At 67.9% G+C, this 17,137-nt stretch carries 14 protein-coding genes, 2 rRNA genes and 1 riboswitch (1 of these 17 cut by a window edge); of the genes, 3 read left to right on the forward strand and 13 right to left on the reverse strand.

All coding sequences use genetic code 11. The annotated features are described in order from the left end of the window. The first annotated feature begins 103 nt into the window (after positions 1 to 103). Positions 104 to 688 carry a hypothetical protein gene (locus DMA15_RS05065; protein WP_125511460.1) on the forward strand — a complete coding sequence of 195 codons (585 nt, stop codon included), beginning with the start codon at positions 104 to 106 and terminating at the stop codon, positions 686 to 688. Between the two features lie 314 nt (positions 689 to 1,002). Further along, positions 1,003 to 1,209: a DUF5999 family protein gene (locus DMA15_RS05070; protein ID WP_276314328.1), complete on the forward strand. Its 207-nt coding sequence runs from the start codon at positions 1,003 to 1,005 to the stop codon at positions 1,207 to 1,209. A gap of 141 nt (positions 1,210 to 1,350) precedes the next feature. Here the strand turns inward: DMA15_RS05070 and gcvP are convergent, their stop codons facing one another. Beyond that, entirely contained in the window at positions 1,351 to 4,239 is a 2,889-nt protein-coding gene (gcvP, locus tag DMA15_RS05075) for an aminomethyl-transferring glycine dehydrogenase (protein WP_125511462.1), read from the reverse strand. 188 nt (positions 4,240 to 4,427) lie between these two features. After that, positions 4,428 to 4,526: riboswitch (glycine riboswitch) on the reverse strand. Between the two features lie 144 nt (positions 4,527 to 4,670). Here gcvP and DMA15_RS05080 point away from each other — a divergent pair. Then, a complete protein-coding gene (locus tag DMA15_RS05080) occupies positions 4,671 to 5,048 on the forward strand; it encodes a PRC-barrel domain-containing protein (RefSeq protein WP_206302914.1) in 378 nt (125 codons plus the stop codon). 46 nt (positions 5,049 to 5,094) lie between these two features. Here DMA15_RS05080 and DMA15_RS05085 read toward each other — a convergent pair whose 3' ends face one another. The 12 genes from DMA15_RS05085 to DMA15_RS05140 all read right to left on the reverse strand — a co-directional run. After that, a complete protein-coding gene (locus DMA15_RS05085) occupies positions 5,095 to 6,525 on the reverse strand; it encodes a DNA polymerase IV (RefSeq protein WP_125511463.1) in 1,431 nt (476 codons plus the stop codon). Between the two features lie 45 nt (positions 6,526 to 6,570). Then, entirely contained in the window at positions 6,571 to 7,185 is a 615-nt protein-coding gene (locus tag DMA15_RS05090) for a MerR family transcriptional regulator (RefSeq protein WP_125511464.1), read from the reverse strand. A gap of 169 nt (positions 7,186 to 7,354) precedes the next feature. Continuing rightward, positions 7,355 to 7,828, reverse strand: a complete 474-nt coding sequence (locus DMA15_RS05095) for a bifunctional nuclease family protein (protein WP_030794342.1) — start codon at positions 7,826 to 7,828, stop codon at positions 7,355 to 7,357. Between the two features lie 97 nt (positions 7,829 to 7,925). Further along, positions 7,926 to 8,669 carry a MerR family transcriptional regulator gene (locus tag DMA15_RS05100; protein ID WP_125511465.1) on the reverse strand — a complete coding sequence of 248 codons (744 nt, stop codon included), beginning with the start codon at positions 8,667 to 8,669 and terminating at the stop codon, positions 7,926 to 7,928. 16 nt (positions 8,670 to 8,685) lie between these two features. Next, positions 8,686 to 9,654 (reverse strand): FHA domain-containing protein, encoded by a 969-nt coding sequence (locus DMA15_RS05105; RefSeq protein WP_125511466.1) that lies wholly within the window; start codon positions 9,652 to 9,654, stop codon positions 8,686 to 8,688. An 82-nt stretch (positions 9,655 to 9,736) separates the two neighbouring features. Further along, positions 9,737 to 10,564 carry a DUF881 domain-containing protein gene (locus DMA15_RS05110; protein ID WP_125517317.1) on the reverse strand — a complete coding sequence of 276 codons (828 nt, stop codon included), beginning with the start codon at positions 10,562 to 10,564 and terminating at the stop codon, positions 9,737 to 9,739. Positions 10,565 to 10,569: 5 nt separating this feature from the next. Continuing rightward, positions 10,570 to 10,902, reverse strand: a complete 333-nt coding sequence (locus tag DMA15_RS05115; protein WP_030794354.1) for a small basic family protein — start codon at positions 10,900 to 10,902, stop codon at positions 10,570 to 10,572. After that, the gene (locus tag DMA15_RS05120; protein WP_125511467.1) at positions 10,899 to 11,798 is read right to left on the reverse strand and encodes a DUF881 domain-containing protein; all 900 of its coding nucleotides are present in this window, start codon (positions 11,796 to 11,798) and stop codon (positions 10,899 to 10,901) included. The genes DMA15_RS05115 and DMA15_RS05120 overlap by 4 nt, the downstream gene beginning before the upstream one ends. An 89-nt stretch (positions 11,799 to 11,887) precedes the next feature. Further along, on the reverse strand, positions 11,888 to 14,383 hold the full coding sequence (locus DMA15_RS05125; protein ID WP_125511468.1) for a mannose-1-phosphate guanyltransferase: 2,496 nt from the start codon (positions 14,381 to 14,383) through the stop codon (positions 11,888 to 11,890). 112 nt (positions 14,384 to 14,495) lie between these two features. Further along, complete coding sequence (locus DMA15_RS05130) at positions 14,496 to 15,104, reverse strand: CDP-alcohol phosphatidyltransferase family protein (protein WP_125511469.1); 609 nt, start codon at positions 15,102 to 15,104, stop codon at positions 14,496 to 14,498. Between the two features lie 155 nt (positions 15,105 to 15,259). Further along, positions 15,260 to 15,376 (reverse strand): 5S ribosomal RNA (gene rrf / locus DMA15_RS05135). 86 nt (positions 15,377 to 15,462) lie between these two features. Beyond that, positions 15,463 to 17,137: ribosomal RNA gene (locus tag DMA15_RS05140) — 23S ribosomal RNA — on the reverse strand; it runs 1,450 nt beyond the window's last position.

The raw sequence follows: 17,137 nt of genomic DNA on the forward strand, positions 1-17,137 counted from the left end.
TCGCGGTCCCCCGGCCCCCGCCCCTCTGACCCAGAGCCTGACAGCGCCGTCACGCACCTGCCCCCGCCCCACCGTGCCTGTCGAACGAGAGAGGCGACCCACCATGCCGCTGCATGTCCTCCCGGCCCCCGCGCCCGCCCTGCGCAGCGTTCTCGCGGCACTCGGTTCCCCCACCGCCGTACGCGAGGCCCGCACCCCGGCCCTCCGTGCCGCCCAGGGTTCCGTCAGCCCCGAACTCCCGCTCCCCGTCCATGTGCTGGACCGCATCACTCCCGAAGGCACCTCCCCGACCCGCCTCGCCGGCTGGCGCTTCATGATGCGCTGCGGAGAGCGCGCCCTCGCCGCGGCCGACACGATGCTCACCCCCGACGGCTGGGCCTTCTCGCACTTCTTCGAGGGCCCTTACCTCGCCTCCACCGAACGGGCCCTGCGGCACGCCGAGGCCATGCCGATGCCCTGCCAGCCCCGGCTCCTGTCCGTGCCCGAGCTGTACATGCTCACCCTCTGGCTGCACCGCGACTGCACGGACGAGGGCGCCGAGGCCCCGCTCGCCGCCACCGACCTGCTCGTCCCCCTCGCCCCCGCCCCGCCCGGCATCGCGGCCCACCGCCCGCACCGGGTCGCCGAGTTGCTGCCGGTCCTCACCCACCGGCTGACACCCGCGCCGCTGCTCGGCTCTCCCGCCTGACCTCGCCACGCCCCTCTCGTCACACGTGCCCCGCCGCCCCCTGGCCGCGGGGCACGGTGCTGCCGCCACCCAGGTGGACTAGCCCGCTTGGGCCACTCCGAACCACCCGAAGGGACAGTGGAGTTGAGCTGAACCGCCCGGGCGGGTGATACGTCATTAAGCAGTAGGAACCGCTGCAGCAAAATCCCTGCGGATTGACGTCCGTAGGGCAACACTGGGATCGGACCGACTACAAACGGGGGGCGGTCATGAACACCGCATCGAGCCGCAGGACAGACGTCACAGCCACTTCACCGCAGCGAAAGAACCCTTCCATGTGCCAGCACCAACCACCGTGCCCGACAGCCGACTCCACCGACCGGGAAGCCGCGCTCCTCATGGCGAGCCACCCGGAACAGGGCTGGAGCCTGCTGTGCAACGGCGTCCTGCTCTTCGAGGACACCGGTGAGCTGCTGCCGGACGGCCAGATCATCGCCCCGCACCGACCGCTGGGCACCGACCAGATCATGACGGCCGCCTGAACCACCTGAGCGACCTGATCGACCTGATCGACCTGATCGACAACGAGAATCGACCAAGAGAATCGACAGAGAGAGGGGCCGGCCCGGAGAGAAGTCTCCGAACCGGCCCCGACGCATGCCCGCGGCACACGGGCGCCCTGCTCAGTCCTCGTAGGCATCCAGCGGCGGGCACGAGCAGACCAGATTCCGGTCGCCGTACGCCTGATCGATGCGGCGCACCGGCGGCCAGTACTTGTCCGCCGCGGCGACACCGGCCGGGAAGACGGCCTCCTCGCGGCTGTAGCCGTGCTCCCACTCGCCACCCAGCGCGGCCGCGGTGTGCGGCGCGTTGCGCAGCGGGTTGTCGTCGGCGGCCCACTCGCCGGAGCCGACCTTCTCGATCTCCTGGCGGATGGCGATCATCGCGTCGCAGAACCGGTCGATCTCGATCAGGTCCTCGCTCTCCGTCGGCTCGATCATCAGCGTCCCCGCGACCGGGAACGACATGGTCGGCGCGTGGAAGCCGTAGTCGATGAGCCGCTTGGCGATGTCGTCGACGCTGACGCCGGTCGCCTTGCTGATCGGCCGCAGGTCGACGATGCACTCGTGCGCGACGAGCCCGGCCGGACCGGTGTAGAGCACCGGGTAGTGCGGCTCCAGGCGCTTGGCGATGTAGTTGGCGGAGAGCACCGCGACCTGCGTGGCGCGCTTGAGCCCCTCGCCGCCCATGAGCCGTACGTACGACCACGAGATCGGCAGGATCCCGGCGGAGCCCCACGGCGCGGCGGAGATCGGACCCACTCCGGTCGCGGGGCCAGCGGCCGGCTGCAACGGGTGGTTGGGCAGGTAGGGCGCGAGGTGCTCGCGTACACCCACCGGACCGACGCCGGGCCCGCCGCCGCCGTGCGGGATGCAGAAGGTCTTGTGCAGGTTCAGGTGCGAGACGTCGCCGCCGAAGTGCCCCGGCTTGGCGAGCCCCACCAGGGCGTTGAGGTTGGCCCCGTCGACGTACACCTGGCCGCCGGCCTCGTGCACCGACGCGCAGATGTCGGCGACGTGCTCCTCGAAGACGCCGTGCGTCGAGGGGTACGTGATCATGAGCACCGCCAGCTCCTCGCGGTGCTTCTCGATCTTGGCGCGCAGGTCCTCGACGTCGATCTCGCCGTCGTCGGCGGTCTTCACGACGACGACCTTCATGCCGGCCATCACGGCACTCGCCGCGTTCGTGCCGTGCGCGGAGGACGGGATGAGGCAGACGGTGCGCTGCTCGTCGCCGTTCGCGCGGTGGTAGCCGCGTACGGCGAGCAGGCCGGCCAGCTCGCCCTGCGATCCGGCGTTGGGCTGGAGGGAGACCTTGTCGTACCCGGTGACCTCGGCCAGCTGCTCCTCCAGCTCCCTGATCAGGGTGAGGTAGCCCTGCGCCTGCTGGGCGGGCGCGAAGGGGTGCAGCTGTCCGAACTCGGGCCAGGTGACCGGCTCCATCTCGGTGGTCGCGTTGAGCTTCATGGTGCAGGAGCCCAGCGGGATCATGCCGCGGTCGAGCGCGTAGTCACGGTCGGCCAGCCTGCGCAGGTAGCGCAGCATCGAGGTCTCGGAGCGGTACTGGTGGAAGACCGGGTGCGTGAGGTACTCGTCCGTACGCAGCAGGTCCGCGGGGAGCGTGTCCGAGACGGCGGCGTCGAGCGCGTCGACGTCGGCCTCGACGCCGAAGGCGCCCCACACGGCGGCCAGCTGGTGGCGCGTGGTGGTCTCGTCGCAGGCGAGCGAGACGTGGTCGGCGTCGACCAGGTGGATGTTGACCCCGCCTTCGCGGGCGGCGGCGACGAGCCGCTCGGCCTTGCCGGGCACGCGCACGGTCAGCGTGTCGAAGTACGCGCCGTGGACGACCTCGACCCCACCGGCCTTGAGGCCCGCGGCGAGCAGCGTCGCGTACCGGTGGGTGCGCCGCGCGATGGACTTGAGCCCGTCGGGGCCGTGGTAGACGGCGTACATACCGGCCATGACCGCAAGCAGCACCTGAGCGGTACAGATGTTGCTGGTGGCCTTCTCGCGGCGGATGTGCTGCTCACGGGTCTGCAGCGCGAGCCGGTAGGCCTTGTTGCCGTCGGCGTCGACGGAGACGCCCACGAGCCGCCCGGGCAGGCTGCGCGCGAACTTCTCGCGCACCGCCATGTAACCGGCGTGCGGGCCACCGAATCCCATCGGCACACCGAAGCGCTGCGTCGTGCCGACCGCGATGTCCGCGCCCAGCTCGCCGGGCGAGGTGAGCAGCGTCAGGGCGAGCAGGTCGGCGGCGACGGTGACGACGGCGCCCAGCTCGTGGGCCTGGTCGATGACCGGCTTGATGTCGCGTACGACACCGGAGGCGCCGGGGTACTGCACCAGCACGCCCACGACACCGCGCTCGGCGACCTCGGCCGGGATGCCCTCGCTCAGATCCGCGACGACGATCTCGACGCCGGTCGGCTCGGCGCGGGTCCGGATGACGGCGATGGTCTGCGGCAGCGCGTCGGCGTCGACGACGAAGACGCCGTTCTTGACCTTGCCCATGCGCCGCGAGAGCGCCATGGCCTCGGCGGCGGCCGTGCCCTCGTCGAGCAGCGAGGCTCCGGAGGTGGGCAGACCGGTCAGCTCGGCGACCATGGTCTGGAAGTTGAGGAGCGCTTCGAGGCGGCCCTGGGAGATCTCGGGCTGGTACGGCGTGTACGCGGTGTACCAGGCGGGGTTCTCCATGACGTTCCGCAAGATCACGGGCGGCGTGAAGGTGCCGTAGTACCCGAGTCCGATCATGGAGTCGAGGACCTGGTTCCGGTCCGCGAGGGAGCGCAGCTCGGCCAGCACCTCGGCCTCGGAGCGGGCGCCGGGCAGCTTCAGCGCCTCGGCGTTCTTGATCACATCCGGTACCGCGGCGGCCGTCAGCTCGTCGAGCGAGCCGTACCCGACGTGGGCGAGCATCTTGGCCCGCGCTTCCGCATCGGGCCCGATGTGCCGCTGCTCGAAGGGGATGCCCTGTTCGAGTTCGGAGAGCGGGATGCGATTGGTGGCAGTCATTGCGGAGGCCTCCTGGTCTGCGCGACCTACGAGGGGTACCACGGCGCGGGTACCCGGACGGCCTCCCCCTCTGTCATCTCAACCTGAGAGCTTCGCGGCCCCGTCTTTCGACAGAACCGCTTTCACCGTCGGTGAGGAAGGGTTTCGAACGTGCCCGCCCGTACGCCCGCCCTGCTTTCCAGAGTGACCTCGTCCGTGCGGTACGTGTGCCTGAGAGATTCCGGGGAGGATTTGCTCCTTCGGCGCCTCCGGAATCGTGACCCGGAGAGCTCTCCCGCACGGGGTCAGCAGCCATTCGCCAGCCTACCAGCGAGGACCACGGGCGTTCCCTCGAGTGGCCGCCTGCCCCGAAGTGCTCTTACGTAGTGAGTACGAGCGGACAAAGATGAGTTATGCCCACATCCGAAACCCGCGACCAGCTGGAGGGCCCCGTGCAGACCGACATCGATCCGCGCAACCTGATCGGCCGCAAGGCGTTCGACCGCGACGGGGCCAAGATCGGCACGATCGACGAGGTCTACCTCGACGACGCCACCGGCGCACCGGAGTGGGCGGCCATACGGACCGGCCTCTTCAGCCGTGACGCCTTCGTCCCGCTGGAGCCGAGCGAACTGGTCGCCGACGGCACGCTCCGCATCCCGTTCGACCGCGCCCTGATCAAGGACGCCCCCGACTTCGGCGTGGGCCGCCATCTGTCTCCCGCGCAGGAACTCCAGCTCTACCACCACTACGGCCTGGACACCGCGCCCGCACCGCCGCCACCCCCCGACCACGACTTCGGCCACATCGCGGGCCAGGACCCCTCCTGACCCCACCCCTCAGCGACCTTCCACCCCAGGAACGTCACCCCAAGCTTCATCCCCCCGCCCCCGTGACCACCCCCGCCGCCCCCACCTCCTCGCCACAAGACCCCGCGCCCACCAGCGGCAACGGCTCCGCGGGAGTCAGCTCCGGGTCATCGGTCCTGAACGTCCGCACCCGCCCCGGCGCCGACCCCGGCGTCTCGAAGCGCACGGTCACCCGGCCAAGACCGCTCCCCTGCACCCACCCGTGCCCGTACTCGGCATGCCGGACATCGTGCCCCGCGGCCCACCGCCGCTCCACGGGCACCGCCGGCTCCTCGGCCCGCGAACCGCCCTCCGGCTCCCCGGCCCCCGCCTGCCCGGGCGCGCCCTCATCCGCCTCGCCCACCGGCTCAACCGCCTCGGCCTCGGCCTGCGCCTGGGCGAAGAGGTCCTCCTGCGTGTAGTCGGCGAGCCCCGAAACCCCCACCCCGAGCAACCGGACCCCGCCCGTCGTGTCCACGGACTCCAGCAGCCGCGCCGCGGCTTCCCGCACCACCCCGGGGTCGTCCGTGGGCCCCCGCAACGTCTCGGACCGCGTCAGCGTGGAGAAGTCGAAGCGCCGCACCTTCAGCACGATGGTCCGCCCGGAGTGCCCGGCCGCCCGCAGCCGCTGCACGCACCGGTCGGCGAGCCGCGCGACCTCTCCCCTGATCCGCACCCGGTCATGGATGTCCACGTCGTACGTGTCCTCGACACTGACCGACTTGCTCTCCCGCTCGGCCACCACAGGCCGCTCGTCCAGCGCCAGCGCCATCGCGTACAGCGATCCACCGTGCGCCTTGCCGAGGAGCCGTACCAGCTCGTCCTCCCCGGCCTCCGCGATCTCCTCGACCGTGGTGATCCCGGCCCGCCGCAGATGGTCCCCGGTGGCCGGCCCCACGCCGGGCAACGTACGCACCGACATCGGCCCCAGCAGCGCACGCTCCGTACCCGGCGCGATCAGCCTGAGCCCGTCCGGCTTGGCCTCCTCCGAGGCGATCTTCGCCAGCATCTTGGACGCGGCGAGCCCGACCGACCCGGTCAGCCCGGTCACCGCCCGGATGTCCGACCGCAGCCGCTCCCCCACGGCCCTGGCGGACGCCTCGTCATCGGCGACGCCGCCCGCCTCCAGGTCCACGAAGGCCTCGTCCAGACTGAGCGGCTCCACCAGCGGCGACAGCTCCCGCAGCAGCCCCATCACCTGCTCGCTGATCACCCGGTACAACCCGAAGCGCGGCACGAGATAGGCGGCGTTCGGCGCCAGCCGCCGGGCCTGCCCCATCGGCATCGCGGAGTGCACACCGAACCGCCGCGCCTCATACGAAGCGGTGGCCACGACCCCTCGCGGGCCGAGGCCGCCGACCACGACGGCCTTCCCGCGCAGACTCGGCTTCGCGGCCTGCTCCGCGGACGCGTAGAAGGCATCCATGTCCAGATGCAGGATCGTCGGCGCGCTTCTCACATCTCCGATGCTGCCCTACGCCACTGACAATGCCCCGCCGACGGCTCAGACCGCCCGGTTGCGCCGCCTGGCCAGCTCATCGCCGGGATTGTTCCCGATCAGCGTCTCGCCGGTGTCGATCCGCTCCCCGTGCAGCTGGGAGAGCGCGGCCTCGACATCACGCCACACCACGCCGACGGCGATCCCGAAGATCCCCTGGCCGCCCTGGAGCAGATCGTGGACCTCGCCGGGTGAGGTGCACTCGTAGACCGCCGCCCCGTCGCTCATCAACGTCATCCGCTCGAGATCACAGAAGCCGCGCTCGCGCAGATGCTGGACCGTCGTACGGATGTTCTGCAGTGAGACCCCGGTGTCGAGGAACCTCTTGACGACCTTCAGGACGACAACGTCCCGGAAGCTGTAGAGCCGCTGGGTCCCGGAGCCCCCGGCGGCACGCACACTGGGCTCGACCAGGCCCGTCCGGGCCCAGTAGTCGAGCTGTCGGTACGTGATGCCCGCGGCCGCGCACGCGGTCGGCCCCCGGTACCCGATCTGCTCGGAATTCTCGAACGTCGCGTCCCCGCTCCCCTGGACCGCCATCGGTTTCGGAGAGTGATCGGCCGCGCTGCTGTGAAGCGGGTACGGACCGCCCACCGCCGTACCGTCGCCGCTGCTTCTCACGCCGACCTCCGTCCTTGACCTGCCTTCTCGACGGTAGGCAGTCACCAGGGGCTCGTCAACGATCGCCACACTCGCCACGCCGAGTGATAATCACCCTGAGAGTGGTTTCCCGTACCTCGCCACGGGGAAAGGCTAGCCGAATGGTCAAAATCGGACAGCCGGGAGCGGCTCACTGGCTGTTGGTGCCGAAGTCCTCGGGCGAGATCTGGTCGAGGAACTCGCGGAATTTCTCCACCTCGTCCTCCTGCTCGTCAGGGATCGCGATGCCCGCGTCGTCCAGGACGCCGTCGCTTCCGTAGATCGGCGTTCCGGTGCGCAGTGCCAGTGCTATGGCATCGGAGGGGCGTGCGCTCACCTCCACACCGCTGGCGAAGACCAGTTCGGCGTAGAAGACCCCTTCCCGGAGGTCTGTGATGCGCACTTCGGAGAGCTCCTGACCCACGGCCTCCAGCACGTCCTTGAACAGGTCGTGGGTCAGCGGCCGTGCGGGTGCCATGCCCTGCTGCGCGAAGGCGATGGCGGTCGCCTCACCTGGGCCGATCCAGATGGGGAGGTACCGGTCGCCTCCCACTTCACGCAGGAGCACGATCGGCTGGTTGGAGGGCATTTCGACCCGGACACCTACGACGTCGAGCTCGTTCACACAGCAACCCTAGGACGTGGCTGGCAGGTTTGGGTAGTCGGGCACCCGCCGAGTACCGGCCAGGGAGCCCCCGGACACCCCGGGAGCCCCTGCCGGATCAGGGAACTCTGACCCCGAGCGCGGTCTGCACAAGGGCCGAATGCAGCTTCCCCGTGAGCCCCGCCAGCTCTTTGGTACGGGCCTCGGCGTGGGCCCTGGTCTGCGGATTGCGGTGGCGCCGCAGCGGCGCCACGACCTGGTCGACGAGCCCGGCCTCCCGGTCCGCGGCGGCCTTCATGGCCCGCAGATGGCGCGGCTCGATGCCGAACCTGCCCAGCTCGACCACGAGCGAGGCGACCGTGACGGCCTCCGCGTCGTAACCGCCGTCGGGCAGCCGCGTGACGAGCCCGAACGTCTCCCACTCGTCGAGCTGGCGCTCGTCGATCTCGGCGACGGCCAGCAGCTCGTCACGGCCCACACGGGCCGCGGTCGGCTCCTCGGCCCCTTCCTGGCCCCGGGGGCCGCCACCGTCCCGCTGACGGCCCAGAGAGGGCAGTGGGGCCCTCTCGCCGCGCTCCAGCGCCTCCAGGTGCTCCCGGATGACCTTGAGCGGCAGGTAGTGGTCCCGCTGCATCCTCAGGACGTGAGCGAGCCGCTCGACATCCTCCGGGCTGAACTTCCGGTAGCCGGAAGGCGTGCGCTGCGGCTCGATGAGCCCCTCAGCCTCCAGGAAGCGGATCTTGGAGATCGTGACCTCGGGAAACTCATCACGCAGCGCGTTCAGCACGGTGCCGATGCTCATCAGCCGACGGTCCGCGGCGGCGGTGCCGGTGCCGGCACCGCCCCTCGGTGTTTGAAGCATGGACCTTCCTGACGGGTCAGATGCCGACGCTCCGCTGGCTCGCGTAGAAGACCAGCCGGTACTTACCGATCTGCACCTCGTCGCCGTTCGACAGCGCGACGGAGTCGATGCGCTCCCGGTTGACGTACGTGCCGTTGAGGCTGCCCACGTCGGCGACGGTGAAGGAACCGTCCTGAAGGCGACGGAACTCCACATGGCGACGCGACACCGTCACGTCGTCGAGGAAGATGTCGCTCTGCGGGTGACGCCCCGCCGTGGTCAGCTCGCCGTCGAGCAGGAAACGACTGCCCGAGTTCGGCCCGCGGCGCACGACGAGGAGCGCCGAGCCGAGCGGCAGCGCGTCGACCGCGGCCTGCGCCTCCGGGGAGAGCGCGGGGGACGGCGTCTGCCCCGTGACCTCCGCGTCATAGGCCTCCAGGCCCGAGATGGAGATCGTCGACGTCGTCTCGGACGCGCGCTCCGGCGCCGCCCCGGCGCGCAGCGGCGCACCGCAGTTGGAGCAGAACCGGCTCGCCTCGGCGTTGCGGTTCCCGCACCTCGTACACACCAGTGCCATGGACGGGTCCTCCTGCCGCGGCTGCCCCGCGGGGGCATTCGATGCGTGCGGGCCGGGGGTAAACCCTCCACCCGTACTTGAGGTTGACGGTTCCCCGAAACCTATGCGGCCGGGACCGACAGGGTCAACAGATGACGCGCCCTGTCCGCCCGAAATGTCACCACCTGGACCAGTCACCTGGTCGCGGAACATGGGGCGCTCGCCGCCCTGTCCCTCGGCATCTCCATGGCGAGGGGCACGGTGTCGGGCAGTGGCGGGATTGCCGCTGTCCTCACGTGCGCTCTTGCCGAACAACTTCGCAAACAACTTCACGGGCGATTCCCCTTGACCGAAACAGACCCGCCCGTGGGGCAGGACGAACCCTGATTGCACACACCGACATTCATCGGTGAACCAGACATCCTCACAACGTCCGTATCCACCAAACAGTTTCCACCACGCACCACGCTTCCGGTGCGCCGACCCCCCGCAACCTCATGCCCTTGCTCGACGGCCCCCATGCGCCCGCCCCTCACTGCGAGGACGACCGAGCGTAGTCAGGCCGCTTCGCAGGTCGCAAGGCGCTCACGACGATCTTCTCCGAGCGGGTCACAACAACCGTGGCCTGCTCCTTCTCCAGAGTCTGCACCACACCGCCCGGGATGTTCAGCGCAGGTTCCAGATCCTGCGGCTTGCCGATCACCTTGAAGAGGTACGGTTCGCCGACCTTGCGGCCGTCCACCCGGACGCCACCGCCGCCGACGTCCGAAAGATGGGTGCTCGCCACCACGCGTACGTCGTTGATCTGGATCGCCTCGGCGCCGGCGGCGCGCAGCTCCTGAATGGCGTCGAGCAGCATGTCCGCCTCGATCGCCTCCTTCTTGTCCTTGATGGCAAGCGTGATGCCGGGCCCCTGGGCCGCCACCGTGCCTGCCAGGATGCCGAGTTGCCGTTCGCGCTCGACCGTCTGCTTGCGTGCCTCTTCGGCCTGGTCCGAGCTGTTCTCAAGCCCGGTCCGCTGCTCCTCCAGGCGCCGCTTCTCCTCTTCCAGACGCTGAGTACGGTCATCCAGTTCATCGAGGATGCGTACGAGATCTTCCTGACGCGCGCCGCGCAGGGCACTGCTGTCATTGTTGGACCGCACCTGGATGGCCAGACCGAGGCCCAGCACGAACAGCAGCAGGGCCACGATGAGTTGGGGCCTGGTCACCCGCGGCGGCCACAGCCCCTTGGCGAGCCGCTGACGGCCGGTGAGGGGCCTCGGCTCACGGACGGGCACGGCGGGGGCCTCAGGGGCGGCCGGGACCTCGGCGGGGAGTTCCTCGCGGCGGTTGTACGCGGGTGTCTCGTCGTCACTCATCGGCGTCACGCCCTGAAGATGTGCCGGCGGATCGCGGCCGCGTTGGAGAAGATCCGGATGCCGAGGACCACGACGACTCCCGTGGACAGCTGGGCGCCGACGCCCAACTTGTCGCCCAGGAAGACGATCAGCGCGGCCACCACCACGTTCGACAGGAACGACACCACGAAGACCTTGTCGTCGAAGATGCCGTCGAGCATCGCGCGCAACCCGCCGAACACGGCGTCGAGAGCCGCGACCACGGCGATCGGAAGGTACGGCTCGACCACCGCCGGAACCTCGGGCCGAACCAACAATCCGGCCACGACTCCCACGACGAGGCCCAGTACGGCGATCACGATGTGCCCTTTCCTGCCTTCGGCTCTGCTGTTCGTACGGTCACACTGGGCGCTGCGGGCAACCGGAGCTCGTCCGACACGGAGATGCTGGTCCGGATGCCGAAGTTCTCCTGCAGAGCATGCAGGTACTGACCGTCGGGGCTGTTTTGGAACCGGGTGCTCAAGCGGTTCCCCGCACCCACCGCCAGCACCGTATACGGCGGCACCAGCGGCCTGTTGTCGACCAGTATCGCGTCACCCGCGGCCCTGATCGCCGACAGCGCGGTGAGCCGCTGGTCATTGATGGAGATCGCCTCGGCGCCCGACTGCCACAGGCCGTTGACGACGCGCTGCATGTCGCGGTCGCGCACCCGCCCGGTGTCGGAGAAGCCGGCGCTCTCGCGCGGCCCGCCACCGCCCTGGTCGGCTTCCTTCTTGTCGTCCACCACGAGTTTCACACCGGGCCCGTGGACCTCCGTGGCACCGGAGAGGAGCCCGACCAACTCGCCCTGGCTGCCACCGTGCTTCTTCAGCGCGGCCCGCTGCCGTTCGCCCACGTCGTCGCGGAGCTCGTCCACGTCGTCCTCGAGCTTGTCGGCCCCGGCCGTGGCGTCCTCGACGCGGTCGATGAGCTCCTCACGCTCCTTGGCGAGCACCGGCGCCGCTATCCGCGCCTGCGCGGCCCCCACGGTGACCACGAGCGCGGCGAGCACGAGCCCTGCGGCGAGCCCGAGTTTGGCCCGCAGCGGGCGGGGGACACCACTGTCCCCTTTGGCCTTCTTCCTGGCCGCCGCCTCCGCGTATCCCTCGTCGAGACTGTGGTCCATGACGGTGGTGAGCAGCGACATGGACGCGTCCGGACGCCGGGGGCGGGAGGGGGTGCTCCGAACGGGGGGCTGCTGCGGCATGCCGCACATCGTCGCACGTCGCGGGCGCTACCTCCGAATGGCCCCACCGGCGTGCCGGGCAGCACCTGTTGCTGGTACTGCCCGGCATCCGCACACGGTCAGCGACCGGCGCTGTCCACCACCGCGGCCCACTCGTCGAGCAGCGCCTGGGCGGACGCGTCGTCGGGCCCCTCGGCCCACAGATGGGTCACGGCCTCGGCCGGGTCGGGCAGCACGAGCACCCAACGCCCGTCGGCCTCGACGACCCGCACACCGTCAGTGGTGTCCACGGACCGGTCCCCGGCCTCCTCGACCACGCGCCGCATCACGAGCCCCTTGACGGCCCACGGCGTCGCGAGGTCGCGCCGCAGCACGTGCGCACGCGGAATGCGCGCGTCGATCTGGCTGAGGGTGAGCTGCGTACGCGCCACGAGACCGATGAGCCGCACGAACGCGGCCGTGCCGTCGAAGACGCTGCTGAACTCGGGCACGATGAACCCACCGCGTCCGTCGCCGCCGAAGATCGTCGACTCCCCGCGCCCCACCCGCGTCAGATCGTCCGGCGACGTGGTCGTCCAGTCCACCTGTGTGCCGTGGTACGCGGCCACCTGCTCGGCGATCCGCGTCGTCGTCACCGGCAGCGCCACCCGCCCGCTGCGCCGCTCGGCGGCCACCAGGTCCAGCATGACCAGCAGGGCACGGTCGTCCTCGACGATCCGCCCCTTCTCGTCGACGAGCGAGAGCCGCTCGCCCACCGGGTCGAACCGCACGCCGAACGCCGCCCGCGCGGACGCCACGATCTCACCGAGCCGCACAAGCCCGGACCTGCGCGTGTCCGCGGTCTCGGTGGGCCGCGACTCGTCGAGCCCGGGGTTGATCGTCAGCGCGTCGACGCCGAGCTTGCCCAGGAGGCTCGGCAGCACGAGCCCGGCACTGCCGTTGGACGCGTCGACGACGACCTTCAGCTGCGACTCGGCGATCCCCGTGGTGTCGACGTTCCGCAGCAGCGACCCGGTGTACGAGTCGAACACGCTGGACGGGAAGTGCAGGTCCCCGATCTCCCCGGGGAAGGCCCGTCGGTACTCCTGGCGCGCGTAGACCCGGTCCAGCTTCCGCTGACTGCCCTGCGACAGGTCAGCTCCCTGCTCGTCGAAGAACATGATGTCGACGGAGTCCGGCACCCCGGGCGACGTACGGATCATGATTCCGCCGGCGCTGCCCCGAGCCGTCTGCTGCCGCGCGACCGGCAGCGGCACGTTCTCCAGATCGCGTACGTCGATGGCGCTGGCCTGCAACGCCGAGATCACCGCCCGCTTCAGCGCACGGGCACCTCGCGAGTGGTCACGCGCGGTGGTGACGGTCGAGCCCTTCTTCAGGGTCGTCGCATACGCCCCCGCGAGCCGCACGGCCAGCTCCGGCGTGATCTCCACGTTCAGGATGCCGGAGACACCGCGCGCCCCGAACAGATGCGCCTGACCGCGGGACTCCCAGATGACGGACGTGTTGACGAACGCGCCCGCCTCGATCGTCTTGAACGGGTAGACCCGCACATTGCCCTGGATGATCGATTCTTCGCCGACGAGGCACTCGTCGCCGATCACCGCGCCGTCCTCGATACGGGCGGCCCGCATGATGTCGGTGTTCTTCCCGACGACACAGCCTCTGAGGTTGCTGTGCTGTCCGATGTAGACGTTGTCGTGGACGACGGCCTTGTGCAGGAACGCGCCTTCCTTCACCACGACGTTCGAGCCGATCACCGTGTGTTCACGGATCTCGACGTTCGCCTCGACCTTGGCGTAGTCCCCGATGTACAGGGGCCCGCGCAGCACGGCGTCGGGGTGCACTTCGGCGCCCTCCGCGACCCAGACGCCGGGCGAGATCTCGAAGCCGTCGAGCTCGACGTCGACCTTGCCCTCCAGGACGTCGGCCTGGGCCTTGCCGTAGCTCTCGTGCGTGCCGACGTCTTCCCAGTAGCCCTCGGCGATGTAGCCGTAGATGGGCTTGCCTTCCTTCATCAGCTGCGGGAAGACATCACCGGACCAGTCGACCGGCACATCGGCCTCGACGTAGTCGAAGACCTCGGGCTCCATCACATAGATGCCCGTGTTGACCGTGTCGGAGAAGACCTGTCCCCAGGTCGGCTTCTCCAGGAAGCGCTCGACCTTGCCTTCCTCGTCGACGATGGTGATGCCGAATTCCAGCGGGTTCGGTACGCGCGTCAGACAGACGGTGACGAGCGCGCCCTTTTCCTTGTGGAAGTTAATCAGCTCGGTGAGGTCGAAATCGGTCAGCGCGTCACCGGAGATCACGAGGAAGGCATCGTCCTTCAGCGCTTCCTCGGCGTTCTTCACGCTGCCTGCTGTGCCGAGCGGCTTCTCCTCGTTGGCATACGTGAGCTCCATCCCAAGCTCTTCGCCGTCGCCGAAGTAGTTCTTGACGAGAGAGGCCAAGAACTGCACTGTTACCACGGTCTCGGTCAGACCATGCCTCTTCAGCAGGCGCAGCACATGCTCCATGATCGGCCGATTGGCCACGGGCAGGAGCGGCTTGGGCATGCTTGAGGTCATGGGGCGAAGGCGGGTGCCTTCGCCGCCGGCCATTACGACGGCCTTCATGTCGGAAACGTCCTCCTTATAGACGACGATCTAGCCGACTCAGCCCGCCAAGTTGGTCCCGCATATGTCCATCACGGGTCTAAGCGCCTCTACGGCCGCCAAATCGGCAGGCTCAATCGGCCATGTTGTCCACCTTGACAAGTCGGCGGACCTGAACCACATACAGGATCCCTGCCCACCAATACAGCGTTGTACCCCATCCGGCGAACGCCCATCCGAAAATAGCAGCGAGAGTTGCGAGCCAGCCACTTCCGTCGCTCAGCAGCAGTAGCGGAAAGGCGTACATGAGGTTGAAGGTGGCGGCCTTGCCCAGGAAGTTCACCTGCGGCGGCGGATAGCCGTGGCGCCTGAGGATCCAGACCATCACCAGCAGAACCAGCTCGCGCAGCACAAGCGCTGCGGTCAGCCAGAGCGGCAGAATCTCCCGCCACGTCAGTCCGAGCAGCGTGGTGAGGATATAGAGCCGGTCGGCCGCGGGGTCGAGCAGCCTGCCGAGTTTGCTGATCTGGTTCCAGCGCCGGGCGAGCTTGCCGTCGAGGTAGTCGCTGACCCCGCTGAGCGCGAGCACGAGCAGCGCCCACCCGTCGCTGTTGGGCCCCCCGAACTCCGGCCTGAGGATCAACCACAGGAAGAGAGGCACGCCGGCGAGACGCGCCATGCTGAGGATGTTCGGGATGGTGAGGACACGGTCCGTCTGGACACGCGTCTCCTGGACCTCCACCCGGGGGCCTCCTGTGGGAAAAGTACCAATGATGCCCCCTGACCTTACCCTCAGTTGACACGGGGTGGTGCGGAGGGGTCCCAGAGCCCCGCGGTCACAAAACAAAAAAGCCGTGGCCCCTGGAATTGAATCCAGGGGCCACGGCTATAAAAGAAGTTCGGCGGCGTCCTACTCTCCCACAGGGTCCCCCCTGCAGTACCATCGGCGCTATGAGGCTTAGCTTCCGGGTTCGGAATGTAACCGGGCGTTTCCCTCACGCTATGACCACCGAAACACTATGAAACTGACAACCGCACCGCCATGTGGCATGACGGGGTTGTTCGTGGTTTCAGAACCAACACAGTGGACGCGAGCAACTGAGGACAAGCCCTCGGCCTATTAGTACCAGTCACCTCCACCCGTTACCGGGCTTCCAGATCTGGCCTATCAACCCAGTCGTCTACTGGGAGCCTTAACCCCTCAAAGGGGGTGGGAATACTCATCTCGAAGCAGGCTTCCCGCTTAGATGCTTTCAGCGGTTATCCTTTCCGAACGTAGCCAACCAGCCATGCCCTTGGCAGGACAACTGGCACACCAGAGGTTCGTCCGTCCCGGTCCTCTCGTACTAGGGACAGCCCTTCTCAATATTCCTACGCGCACAGAGGATAGGGACCGAACTGTCTCACGACGTTCTAAACCCAGCTCGCGTACCGCTTTAATGGGCGAACAGCCCAACCCTTGGGACCGACTCCAGCCCCAGGATGCGACGAGCCGACATCGAGGTGCCAAACCATCCCGTCGATATGGACTCTTGGGGAAGATCAGCCTGTTATCCCCGGGGTACCTTTTATCCGTTGAGCGACGGCGCTTCCACAAGCCACCGCCGGGTCACTAGTCCCGACTTTCGTCCCTGCTCGACCCGTCGGTCTCACAGTCAAGCTCCCTTGTGCACTTACACTCAACACCTGATTACCAACCAGGCTGAGGGAACCTTTGGGCGCCTCCGTTACTCTTTGGGAGGCAACCGCCCCAGTTAAACTACCCATCAGACACTGTCCCTGATCCGGATCACGGACCGAGGTTAGACATCCAGCACGACCAGAGTGGTATTTCAACGGCGACTCCACGAACACTGGCGTGCCCGCTTCAAAGTCTCCCACCTATCCTACACAAGCCGAACCGAACACCAATATCAAACTATAGTAAAGGTCCCGGGGTCTTTCCGTCCTTCTGCGCGAAACGAGCATCTTTACTCGTAGTGCAATTTCACCGGGCCTATGGTTGAGACAGTCGAGAAGTCGTTACGCCATTCGTGCAGGTCGGAACTTACCCGACAAGGAATTTCGCTACCTTAGGATGGTTATAGTTACCACCGCCGTTTACTGGCGCTTAAGTTCTCAGCTTCACACACCCGAAAGTGCACTAACCGGTCCCCTTAACGTTCCAGCACCGGGCAGGCGTCAGTCCGTATACATCGCCTTACGGCTTCGCACGGACCTGTGTTTTTAGTAAACAGTCGCTTCTCGCTGGTCTCTGCGGCCACCCCCAGCTCACCGTGTAAAACGGATCACCAGTGATGGCCCCCCTTCTCCCGAAGTTACGGGGGCATTTTGCCGAGTTCCTTAACCATAGTTCACCCGAACGCCTCGGTATTCTCTACCTGACCACCTGAGTCGGTTTAGGGTACGGGCCGCCATGAAACTCGCTAGAGGCTTTTCTCGACAGCATAGGATCATCCACTTCACCACAATCGGCTCGGCATCAGGTCTCAGCCTTAATGTGCGACGGATTTACCTATCACACGGCCTACACCCTTACCCCGGGACAACCACCGCCCGGGCTGGACTACCTTCCTGCGTCACCCCATCACTCACCTACTACAAGTCTGGTTCGTCGGCTCCACCACTCCCCTTTGCCCGAAGGCTCCAGGGCGGCTTCACGGACTTAGCATCGCCTGATTCAATGTTTGACGCTTCACAGCGGGTACCGGAATATCAACCGGTTATCCATCGACTACGCCTGTCGGCCTCGCCTTAGGTCCCGACTTACCCTGG

Source organism: Streptomyces sp. WAC 01529, assembly GCF_003945545.1.
In the GTDB taxonomy this organism is placed as follows: domain Bacteria; phylum Actinomycetota; class Actinomycetes; order Streptomycetales; family Streptomycetaceae; genus Streptomyces; species Streptomyces anatolicus.